The 12,041-nt window shown below is 33.6% G+C and carries 7 protein-coding genes, 1 tRNA gene and 2 pseudogenes; 8 read left to right on the top strand and 2 right to left on the bottom strand.

What is annotated here, in order from left to right; all coding sequences use genetic code 11:
* Positions 1 to 60 precede the first annotated feature (60 nt).
* Positions 61 to 627: an NUDIX hydrolase gene (locus NSU17_RS06045; protein ID WP_340704579.1), complete on the top strand. Its 567-nt coding sequence runs from the start codon at positions 61 to 63 to the stop codon at positions 625 to 627.
* A 312-nt stretch (positions 628 to 939) separates the two neighbouring features.
* Here NSU17_RS06045 and NSU17_RS06040 read toward each other — a convergent pair.
* Positions 940 to 1,012: transfer RNA gene (locus NSU17_RS06040), tRNA-Ala, on the bottom strand.
* Positions 1,013 to 1,284: 272 nt separating this feature from the next.
* Between NSU17_RS06040 and NSU17_RS06035 the strand changes: the two genes are divergently transcribed.
* The 4 genes and pseudogenes from NSU17_RS06035 to NSU17_RS06020 all read left to right on the top strand — a co-directional run bounded on the left by NSU17_RS06035 (position 1,285) and on the right by NSU17_RS06020 (position 5,416).
* Positions 1,285 to 2,802 carry a succinate CoA transferase gene (locus NSU17_RS06035; RefSeq protein WP_340704578.1) on the top strand — a complete coding sequence of 506 codons (1,518 nt, stop codon included), beginning with the start codon at positions 1,285 to 1,287 and terminating at the stop codon, positions 2,800 to 2,802.
* Positions 2,803 to 2,932: 130 nt separating this feature from the next.
* Positions 2,933 to 3,838: pseudogene (locus tag NSU17_RS06030) on the top strand (tetratricopeptide repeat protein).
* A gap of 64 nt (positions 3,839 to 3,902) precedes the next feature.
* A pseudogene (locus NSU17_RS06025) lies at positions 3,903 to 4,411 on the top strand (YfiT family bacillithiol transferase).
* Between the two features lie 558 nt (positions 4,412 to 4,969).
* Entirely contained in the window at positions 4,970 to 5,416 is a 447-nt protein-coding gene (locus NSU17_RS06020; protein WP_340704577.1) for an NUDIX hydrolase, read from the top strand.
* Between the two features lie 143 nt (positions 5,417 to 5,559).
* On the opposite strand, the gene NSU17_RS06015 is transcribed toward NSU17_RS06020, so the two are convergent.
* Complete coding sequence (locus tag NSU17_RS06015; RefSeq protein WP_340704576.1) at positions 5,560 to 6,513, bottom strand: DNA adenine methylase; 954 nt, start codon at positions 6,511 to 6,513, stop codon at positions 5,560 to 5,562.
* Positions 6,514 to 6,754: 241 nt separating this feature from the next.
* On the opposite strand from NSU17_RS06015, the gene NSU17_RS06010 reads away from it, so the two are divergent.
* The 3 genes from NSU17_RS06010 (at position 6,755) to NSU17_RS06000 (ending at position 11,832) form a co-directional block, all read left to right on the top strand.
* On the top strand, positions 6,755 to 8,032 hold the full coding sequence (locus NSU17_RS06010) for a type II restriction enzyme (RefSeq protein WP_340704575.1): 1,278 nt from the start codon (positions 6,755 to 6,757) through the stop codon (positions 8,030 to 8,032).
* Between the two features lie 126 nt (positions 8,033 to 8,158).
* Positions 8,159 to 9,154, top strand: a complete 996-nt coding sequence (locus tag NSU17_RS06005; protein ID WP_340704574.1) for a DNA adenine methylase — start codon at positions 8,159 to 8,161, stop codon at positions 9,152 to 9,154.
* Between the two features lie 227 nt (positions 9,155 to 9,381).
* Positions 9,382 to 11,832 (top strand): hypothetical protein, encoded by a 2,451-nt coding sequence (locus NSU17_RS06000; protein WP_340704573.1) that lies wholly within the window; start codon positions 9,382 to 9,384, stop codon positions 11,830 to 11,832.
* Positions 11,833 to 12,041: the final 209 nt, after the last annotated feature.

Here is a 12,041-nt window from a genome sequence, read left to right as displayed (position 1 = left end):
GTTAACATGTTGCACTAGTCAAACCATTAATGAAATTAAAGAAGAATCGAGGTAGCAATCATGGTTTTACGACAACAAATTGAAAACTATACGCCATATAACGCACAAGAAGCAAAGGATCAAGAACTTATCTTACGTTATATGGATACTTTTGATAACTTATTGACACGTGATAATGAATTTGCCCATTTTACTGCATCTGCTTGGCTTGTGAATAAAGACCGTACAAAAGTGTTAATGGTCTACCATAATATTTATCAATCATGGTCATGGGTAGGGGGGCATGCCGATGGAAATGCCAACTTATTAGGAGTAGCTATGAAAGAGGCGAAGGAAGAAACGGGTTTAAAACAAGTAACCCCTGTATTGAAAGATATATTTTCAATCGAAATTTTAGGTGTCGCAGCCCATGAAAAAAAAGGTAGACATGTGGCGACTCATTTGCATCTGAATGCTACTTTCTTACTGGAAGCAAATGAACACGAATTATTGCATATTAAACCAGATGAAAACAGCGATATCAAGTGGTTTTTATTAGATGAAGCAGTGGAAGCAAGTACGGAAAGGGAGCTACAAGTAGTGTATAAAAAATTAAATGAAAAGTTGCGTTTATTACAAGGAAAATGAACCATTTAGGGGTGATTCTTCCATATCTTAATGGTTAATAATATGAATATTTATGCATAAGAAGAATTTTTCTATTTTAAACTAGCATGGAAGCCGGCAATACCTGCTTTTTTGCATGTTTGAGGGAATATGGAATGAGAATATGGTCATAAAGAACAATTGAAGATGGAGATATAAAATTATATCATCTATAACTATAAAAAGGAATATGTTAATTTTCGATAAGCAGAAAAAATTGCATCGAACAGTTAAAAAATTGTTTTTTAATATAAAATAAAAAGAACCGCGGAATGATTAGCGGTTCTTTTAAAATGGAGCATACCGGGCTCGAACCGGTGACCTCTACGCTGCCAGCGTAGCGCACTCCCAACTGTGCTAATGCCCCGATTAATCAATATTATACCTATTTTTATAAAGTTATCAATCCTTTGAGAAAAGTTTGAAAAAGCAATTATTTCTATATAATGATAGTTTTTTTCTATTATAATCATAGAAATATTTTATTAGACGAATATATGGTTCATATTTACAATAAAATTTAAAGGTAAGTGAAAAAATATACACTTTTTTTAGGCTTCGTATTCGAAAAATTGTGTTTTATTTAAAAATTCTTCATATATTTAATACTAAATTATAATTAATACGAGGTGACATGTAATGGAAAAGGATTTAAGCCAAGTTATTCGACACAAAGCTTTCTTAGACAAAATAGTATCTGCTGAGGAAGCGGCTTCTTGGATTGAAGATGGAATGAACCTTGGTATGAGTGGTTTCACACTTTTCGGTGAGCCAAAAGAGTTCCCAAGAGCGCTTTCAGAACGTGGCAAAAAAGAAAACTTTAAAGTCAATGTTTATACTGGCGCTTCACTTGGACCAGCTGCTGACCAAGCTATGGCTGAAGCAGGAATCATTAATTTACGTGTTCCATATCAAGGAAACGCGGTAATGCGTAAAAAAATCAATAGTGGCGAAATGTACTATATCGATCAACATTTGTCTCATACGGCTGAAGAAGTAAGAAAAGGTACTTTAGGAAAAATTGATTATGCGATTATTGAAGCGGCAGCAATCACTGAAGATGGCTTAATTATCCCAACTGGTTCTGTAGGTAACTCTCCAATTTTTGTTGAGAAAGCTGAAAACGTTATCATCGAAGTAAACTTAACTGCACCTAGAGCATATGAAGGTCTTCACGATATTTATGTACAAAAAGAACAAGGTGAACGTCGAGAAATCCCAATTTACAACGTTTCTGACCGCATTGGTGAAATTGGAATCAAAGTTGATCCTGCAAAAGTAAAAGGTGTTATTTTATCTGAACAACCTGATATTCCTTCTCCTTTATTTGAGCCAAATGAAGAAACACAAGCAATTGCAGACCACTTAATCGACTTCTTAAATAAAGAAGTAGAAGAGGGAAGATTACCAATTTCTTTAGCTCCGCTACAATCTGGAGTAGGTTCTGTTGCTAACGCAGTTCTTAAAAATATGAAAGATGCTCAATTCAGAGATGTAGAAGTTCACTCTGAAGTATTACAAGATGGAATCTTTGACTTAATTGATGCAGGGGTTGTTAAATTCGCATCTGGTACTGCGTTCTCGCTTTCTAAGAAACGCGTTGATTCATTAGCGGAAGACTTGGAAAAATACAAAGGCAAAATCATATTCAGACCTCAAGAAATTTCAAATAACCCAGAAGTTATTCGCCGATTAGGAGTTATTTCATTTAACACAGCTTTAGAAGTTGACATTTACGGTAACGTAAACTCAACACACGTAAGCGGTACTAATATCATGAACGGTATTGGTGGATCTGGTGACTTTGCACGTAATGCTCGTATTACTATCTTCGTAACGCCTTCATTAGCAAAAGGTGGAGCAATTTCAGCAATCGTACCATTCGTATCGCATGTTGACCATACAGAGCACGATGTAGACGTAATTATTACTGAACAAGGATATGCAGATCTTCGCGGACTTCCACCAGTGAAAAGAGCAGAAAAAATTATCGAAATCGCACATCCAATGTACAGACCACAATTACGTGCATACTTTGAAGAAGCAAAAGAAAAAGTGGGTGGACAAACACCACACATCCTTGAAAAAGCCTTCTCCTTCCATACAAATTTAAAAGAAAAAGGTACTATGCTTTTTGAAGAAGCAGAAGTAAAATAATATAATATAGTATAGAAATGGGTTACGTTTTTCCACACGTAACCCTTTTAAATATGGAGAATACAGTTATTGTTATGAATTCACAATCATGATTATTTCATCAAATCTAATTTATGGGGTGTATTGTTAGTTGGATACGAATCAGAGAGCAATTGAACTGTATGAACAAAACGAATATGAGAAGGCAATGGAACTGTTTTTGAAAGCAGTGGATGAATCGAAAAACGTACAATCCTTGAACAATCTGGCCTGGATGTACCTTTATGAGAAAGAGGATGTCAACCGGGCCCTTGAATTGATTAAAGAAGCGGTTGGGATGAATCCTGCTTCCTATTTTCCTTATAATATTTTGGAAGAAATTTGAATTAAACAGGAACGTTGGAAGGAAGCGGAAGAGGCATTACAGAAGTCCATTTCGATTCAGCCATCAAACGAAGCCTTCATCAATTTGGCGGGAGTCTATTATCATCTTGGGGAACTGGAGCTTGCAGCAAAGTATTACTTGCTGGCAGAGAAAGATTCGGACATTTCCATGTATAGCTATATAAAATGCTTGATTGATTTGGGAAGAACAAAGGAAGCAAAAGAAAAATTGGATTTCATTAACAAGGGATCCTATCATTTGATTGGCGAAATCGAAATTGCCGATTTATACGTTGAGCTGGACTGCTACAACGAAGCAATCGAATGGTTTGAAAAAGGGTATAATGCATACTCCGGCAGCTCCTATTGGATTAGCCGATTTGTGTATGCTTTGTATAAGACGAATAATTTCTCCCGTTTAGATGAAGTCATTAAAGAGGAGATTGAAGAAACAAACAAAGCCATTATGCAGGAAGAAGTGAATGAAAACTGGACCGAGGCGCAAAAGAGAGACGCACTCGAAAATTATACGAGGGAATACAACTATTATAAACAATTGAAAGAGCGGGTCACTTCCGGATATGTTCCGCAATTGCAATTTTCTGCTCCGTTTACGAGTGCATGCTACTTGTTTGGATGCAAGCGCCACGGGAATCCGGAATATCAAGGCTAGAGGCCTCTATCCAGGCAAAGTTTAATAGGGCAATGAACTGTTGAAAAAAAGGGGTGTATGAAGAATGGATGTTCGATATCCTATTGGGGAATTGCAAGTTCCTGAAAACATTACGTTGGGACAAGTGCAAGAGTGGCTAAAGGAAATTGAAACGTTCGGACGTCGATTGCGGGAAGCGGTGGACGGATTGAGCGGCGAGGAGTTGGATAAAACATACCGTGAGGGACATGGACAGTTCGCCAACTGGTCCATCATATAGCGGATGCCCAAGTAAACATGTATATTCGATTGAAATTGGCGCTCACAGACGACCATGCAAGTGTGCCGGTATTCGATGAAAATCTGTGGGCAGTTCTTCCGGATACAACTCTTCCTGTTGAAAGCTCCATTAAAATCCTGGAGGGAACGAATGAACGCATCGTTTCATTGGGAAAGACGCTAACGGAAGAACAACTGAAGCGCACATACAACCATCAAATCAACGGCCCAACTGCTGTAGCGTCGGAACTTGCAAAAATGCGTTGGCACGAAGAACATCATTTGGCCCAGATTAAAATCGCATTATCCAAATAAATCAAATCGGCATGCCGGAATTCGGCAGCCGGTTTTTTTATAGGGGATCGATTTGGCTGGAGATCTAGAAGGGGATGCCTGATGAAAGGAAAGGCAGCTTACAGCGGACGGCAATTCCATCGAATGTAACGTAAATTTGAGAAAACGGAATTATTGCAGATGCATTGAATTGAGCAGCTGCAATAATAGAAGACGAAAGATTTGGAACTATTAAGAAATACTCAATTCGGGATCGATGTTGTTTCGTTTTCCATGCAAGCCATTCGAAAGGATAGACAATTGCTCATTTCTTTTTTGACTGATATGGGACGAAAAACTGGATTCCGTATCTGCCGGGGATTGCCCAATAATCTTGTCCATGATTTCAATCCTTGAGGAAATAAAGAGTGAAAAGGAAGAAGAGAAGAAAGAATAGATTGCAATGATGGTTTAAAGGGATTGTATGAGAATTGGAGCATCGTTCAAAATAGTGCTTGAGAGGTTAATATAGCCTTTATTAAAATTGAACAGTACGTTCAAAATTAAAAAAGCGCATCAACTTGGGACAGGAGACAAGATATGGAATACTATAAGTTTTTAAGGCAATACGTCGGAACAAAACCTTTGATTTTGCCGGGCTCTGTGGTCATCATCGGCAATGGCAAGGGAGAAGTCCTTCTGCAAAAACGCCCGGAAGGAAGATGGGGGCTTCCTGGAGGGCTAATGGAACTTGGTGAAAGTTTTGAAGAAGTGGCTGTGCGGGAAGTGAGGGAAGAAATCGGCCTTGAAATCCGAAACTTAAAACTTCTCCACGTCTTTTCAGGCAAAGATTTTTATACAAAAGCGTCAAATGGCGACGAATTTTACAGCGTGACCGCCGTCTTTTATACAGACGAAGCGGAGGGAACCCTTCAATGCCAGCCTTCCGAAACACTCGAAGTCCGCTTCTTTAAACGCAGCAACTTGCCGGAAAACATGGTGGGGAGTCATAAAATGTTTATTCAACTCTTGGAAGGTTCTCAATAAAAAACCGAATACTCAGTATTTGGAATTACATGAATTTATTACCGTCGTTTATGGAAACGTAAGTATGGTGGTGTGAGGGGACGGGAGCTAATCACTCCCTCCTACTCGATTATATTGAAGCTTAGTTATGTCCTAGACTCTTTTTATTTATAATTACGAATTAAAAGTTCGCTAATACTTCCACGACCCGAAGAGTTTGAATTTATATTTCTACGTGCGGAAACGGGTTCGATTTCAAACCCCTTATACAAATCATCAAAGTAATTATCATTAGGATCTGTATTTTTGGGATCAGAATTACTCAACATTAGTTTAGCACCAATTTCCTTGTCTACTTGCTTGAAGAATTCCCCTAATTCACTTTGTTTTTCATTTGAGAAATCTTCTTTAGAATATGATGTAAAACTAGAACTAGTTGAGAGTGGTCTATATGGTGGATCAAAATATACAAAAGTTTCAGGTGTAATAAATTTTTTACTTTCTTTATAATCAAGATTGAAAATTATTACTTTTTTAAGGAGATTGTGAACGGCTTTTAAGTTTTCCTCATTACATATTGTAGGATTTTTGTAAGATCCCATAGGAACATTAAATTCCCCTTTTTTATTAACTCTAAATAATCCATTAAAACAAGTTCTATTTAAAAATATGAATTGTGCTGCACGTTGAACTGACTCTTTATCTATTTCTTTTTTATTAAAGTCAAATGAATTGACTTTTTTATTGAAAGCCTTCCGTTCTTCATAATATTTTTCTTTGCGACCTATTAAATCTGAGGAAAGATACTCTTCCTCAATTTCTTTTAAAACATCAATTAAATCCATAACTTTTTCTTGAATTACTTTATATACTAAAATCAATTCTGGATTTATATCAAAAATATATGCCTCATCAATATTGTAATTCTGAAGTAAATGAAATAATACTGCGCCACTTCCTACAAAAGGCTCTACATAACGTGTAATAGTTCCTTTAGGTTCTCCAATTGGAGTTAATTCTTTTGGTAGCTTTTCATCTATTATAGGTAAAAGTTGTGTTTTTCCACCTGCCCATTTGACAAAAGGTTTTGCCTTTTCTGTGATAGAACTTTTTTTCATTATAGGCAACCTCCTAACTTATTAATTATACTTGTTTGGGTTAACATTTCAAAATGATTTACTAGTATTTTCATAATTAATTAAAGAATAATAAAGGGTTGATAAACATTCCGAAGAATAGGCAGGAATATCTTTAAACAACTAAGAAATGTATCTCATTAGAATTCGAATTAGCAAAGTGAGTTAGTATTATAGAGATTATAAGAGGAAAATGTTCAGTTCGGGAGGTTATAAATAGGAGATGGGAACTAAAAATGACCAGGCTTGGGAAAAAATATTTAAAAAATACAATATCCTAAATGAAATAGAGAAAAAAGGATTTTACGAAATCCTGGCAGACCACATTCGAGAATATAGAGAGCCACGTTTAATGTGTAAATTTGATCATAAAAACAATTTACCAGATATTTTTAAAAAATATAATTTAAACATACTTCCAATATCTACAAAATCATATATCATTGGTGATTTTAAGCTATTTGAAGATATAAAATATGATGACAAGTTAAAACCAAAGCAAATGAGTATTCCTGCTTACATTGAAACTGTAAAGCCGGCCGATTTGTATAGTGAGGCTTCCGCTTTACACTGTGCACACATAACGGGGATGATCGATGATTTCCTAGGTGAGGAATCTTTATTTACTGTTAGTGGTAGAATGGGCTCTGGTAATTTTGATTACAATGTATTAAGTAGTGTAGGAACATCCAGACAAATCAATGTTAGTGGAGCACAAATTGAAATTGACGGAGGATATGAAAGTCACTCAAATTTTGTCTTAATTGAAGCTAAAAAGCAGAAGGTTAATAATTTTAACATCCGACAATTGTATTATCCGTATAGGGTTTGGAAAGAAAGAACTAATAAAGTGATTAAGCCAGTTTTCTTTACAATATCAAATGATGTCTTTCATTTTTTTGAATTTCGATTTGAAGATGATGATACATTCAACTCCATAACTCTTGTTAAACAAAAGAGCTATACCGTAAATTATGAAAAAATTACACAACAAGATGTAGATTATGTTGTCAATAGGGTAACAACATTTGTTCCAGAACCTGAAGTACCATTCCCACAAGCAGATGATTTTACAAAGGTAATCGATTTACTTTCTTATCTTTATGAACAGGATATGACTAAAGATGATATTGCAGAGCAACTAGACTTTGATAAAAGACAATCTGATTACTATTACAATAGTTGCCTCTATTTGGGATTAGCTAATAAGTATACGAATGAAGAAGGAACATTTGCTACATTAAACGATAAAGGAAGAGAAATAGTGCGTCTTCCTTTTAGACAAAAGCGATTAGCTTTTGCAGAGTTAATTCTGCAACATGAGATATTTAAAGAAATTTACGATAAAACGGTAGTAGAAGGAAAAGTAAGTACAGATTACATTGTTAGCCGAATGAAACATCATAAATTATATAACATTAATTCGGAAACAACTTTTCGAAGACGTGCCTCAACAATCCGAGGTTGGGTTAAGTGGATAATGGAATTACCAAATAAATAGTTATATTTTAAAAATGAACTAGTTATAAAAATGGCTGGTTCATTTTTTAGTTTTTATTATAGAACATATGTTCTGTAATGTGTTATAATTTAAAAAATGGATAAAGTAAAATGGGGTGAATGAAATTTGGTAACTTTATTAACTTTGCCCGCAAAAATTGAAAATTTTCTTATTGGTGAACAAAGTGTAGCTTACTTAAGTAGTATTAATAAAGTTAAAAAATTAGAAGGGGGACCATTTGTTAAATGGGCGGGAGGAAAATCTAAGCTAGTAGAAACTATATTAGATATTGTATCAGCACATATTAATTTGAATGAAATTGAACACTATATTGAGCCATTTGTGGGTGGAGGAGCCATGTTTTTTTACTTGGCAAACCGTTGTCAATTTAAAACGTATACTATCATAGACATTAATTTGGATCTCATAAATGTTTATAGAGCAATTAAAGAAAATCCAATTTTGTTAGTAAAAGAAATGGATAAAATTCAAAATAAGTACAATAGTTTCTCATGTTTTAATGATAAAGAAATGTTTTATTATGAAATTCGAGATAAATATAACAACTATGCTAATAAAGGAAACTTATTTGAATCTATAGACTTTAACCGGGCAGCGCAATTTATCTTTTTAAATAAGTCAGGTTTTAATGGATTATATAGAGTAAATAAATCTGGTGATTTTAATGTTCCATTTGGAAAAAAAGAAAAAATAAAAATTTATGACGATAAAAATATTTTAAAAGTTTATGAATTGTTACAGAAAACAACTATTGTTCATGGGGATTATAGACAAACTGCAGATTATTTAAAAAAGAATACATTTGTGTATTTTGATCCGCCATATAGACCGATAACAAATACGTCTTCCTTTACTGCTTATGATCATAATGGTTTTAATGATGAAGACCAAGTAGCTTTAGCACAATTTTGCATGCAACTCTATATTCAAGGAATTCGTTTTTCATTAAGTAACTCCGACCCGCATAATACAGATCCATCTGACGATTTTTTTGACGATTTATATAAAGGATTTAATATTTATCGCATAAGTGCACCAAGACAAATTGCTGCAGAATCTAAAAGTAGGAATCGAGTAACAGAAATTTTAGTTGTGGGATAAATATAAAAAAACGTTGGATATTCTTTTTGCTTCTAGAATATTCAACGTTTTTTATGCAAATAAATCTATTTATTTACAATTAAATAACTTAATTCACAAAAAATGTAATAACTTATAATTTAATGTTGTAGTATATTTATAATAAGAGGTAATTTGTGCCTAGAAGACATAAGTTAGAAATAGGTTAAACTGTATGTTTTTTATTAATACAAGGGGAGGTTGTTTTGTTGAGAAAGTTACTATTACAATTATTACATGCCAAATCAGAGGAAGAAGTAAAAGACATAATTGACAATTCTCCTATTCTATCAAATCCGAGTAATTGGTTGCCTTATGGTGGAACAACCGGAAATTATTCATCTTTTGAAAATCAGCAATCCACATCCATGGGAGCACTGGTTGAAAAGTTTACTAATTCCATCGATGCAATTCTAACAAGAAAGTGCTTAGAGAAGGGAATTGATCCTTCTAGTGATAAAGCTCCAAAATCAATGGAAGAAGCAGTAAAAACATTATTTACTCCAGATGAATTAAAAAACACTAGAGTACACGTATTTACTGATGGTTCAAAAGATAGTGTTAACGTCATTACCGTAGATGATGGTGAAGGGCAGCACCCAGATAACTTTGAAAATACTCTCTTATCTCTTCAAAGAGGAAATAAAAATAGTATTCATTTTGTGCAAGGAAAGTTTAATATGGGCTCCACAGGGGCGGTAGTATTTTGCGGTAAGCATAAATATCAATTAATTGTTTCGAGAAGACATACCGGCATTGACCCAAACAGTAAAGAAGTTGGATTTACCCTTGTCCGAAAACATGAACGAAATGAAGAAGAATTAAATAAATATAAAAATACTTGGTACGAATATTTTGTCATTGACGGGAAAATTGCTCGCTTTACTTTAGAAGATGACGAAACAATTGAAGTGATTAATGGAATTAAAGAGTCTAGTTTTAAACAAGGTACAATCATTAAAATGTATAACTATGATTTACCTTCAAAGTCTCAATCTTTCCAAGGTCTTAAAGAAGAAATCAACAGACTCTTATATTTTCCGGCATTCCCGATTAATGTATATGAAACAAGAAAAGATTATGAAGTGGTAAAGAATAGAAAAAAAGGATACGTCATGAATACCGCTTACGGTGCTGGAACAATTCTTAAAAAGAAAGTGGAGGAAGATGGGGAAAACTCAAAAGAAAAGAGAAAAATAACACCTATATATGAATCAATTAATAATGAATTAAGAGATACGATATTTGGAAAAGCTCTAATAGATATTTATTTATTTGAAAATAAAAAAGATATAGAAGACGTTAGAGGAAAAACGCCAGTTGTTTTTCTCATGAACGGTCAAGTTCAATATTCATTAAATACTACATACATATCAAAAGATTTAGGATTTAAGTTGATAAAAGATACATTATTAGTGACTATTGATTGTACAAATTTATCTAGGTCTTTTTTAGATGAAGGCTTCTTTATGGCAAATAGGGAAACAATTCGTAAAACAGAACATAGTAAATATTTTATTGATAAAGTTACATCTTTCTTAAAAGAAAATCCAGAACTAGATAAGTTGAATCGAGAAAGAGCAACAAAACAAGTATCAGGTTCTAGTACGAAAAAATTATTTGAAAGTTTATTAGGAAAAAACGCTCAAAATAGTATGTTAAAAAATTTCTTTAAAGACGATGTACTTGGAGCTGCAAATAATGGTACTTCTTCAAGTAGTAAAAAAGAAAAGCCCGAAATCCAATTAAAAGAATTTCCAACTTATATGAAAGTAAATAATATGGATGTTGAGGATGGGAATGAAACAGTAAAAACAGTTCCTATTAACGGGAGACTGTCCCTTAAGGTAATCACAGATGCTTGTGATAACTATTTTACTAGAGATGAGGCTAGAGGTGAATTTTCAATTAGAATAAAAAACAGGGAAAAAGATGAAAAAGAAAATGATGGAAATCAAATCGGGGACAATAAAGATTTTGGTGAAGCATTTACAATTAAACGAAGTTCTTTGAAAAATGGGCAAATGAATATACAACTCGAAGCTAAAGAAAGTGTAGTAAATGTTGGTGAAGAAGTGGCAATTGAACTAAATATGAAAGATGAACAGAATGAATTCACACATATAGTTTTAGTGAAATTTATTGACCCTGTAAAAAAAGAGAAAAAGAGCACTAAAAAAGGAAACAAGAAGTTAGAGCTTCCAGCTTTAATTCAGGTATTTAAAGATCAGGAATCAATTGACGCTCTTGATAAATCAGATGAAGAAAAAGAACAATACAAAACTTGGGAAGACATGAGTTGGGATGAAGAAGAGGGGAAATCTAAAATTGTTTACTTAGAACCCGGTTTAGAAGACCAACCTGTAGGGGCAATTTATATTAATATGAATTCTTCTGTATTAGAACAAATTATGACTGAAGAAGGTACAACAGGAACAAAAAAAGCATTAGTTCAAAACCAATTCATCACTCAACTTTACATGAATAGTTTTTTAATTGCGGCAGCTCTTATGAAAATTGAAAAGAGTGATAGCGATAAGGAATTTGAATTAGAACGTATAGAGGCAGAAAAGTTGATTACTCGAATAATAGAAGAAACAGCATATTTAGCGGTAAAGATGCAGGTAAATAATATTAATAATGCAATGCAATTTGTTTAAAATTTTTATTAAAAAGCACTTGAATAATGTTGTTTATGGCAAAACTAAAAATGGATCTTACGTAAACTTAGTGACTTAAATAGAACATTTTAATATCTAAATCATTGATTATTATTAATGCATTTATTAAAAGAACGTAAGAGCCATATTTTACTTGTCAAAAACAACAAAAAGACATTTAAAAGAGTTTTAATCCTTTTAAATGTCTC

The sequence above is a fragment of the Ureibacillus sp. FSL K6-2830 genome (assembly GCF_038004145.1).
Classification (GTDB): Bacteria; Bacillota; Bacilli; order Bacillales_A; family Planococcaceae; genus Ureibacillus; species Ureibacillus thermosphaericus.
Note: the sequence above shows the minus strand (reverse complement) of the source record. Positions and strands in the feature narration are given on the sequence as shown.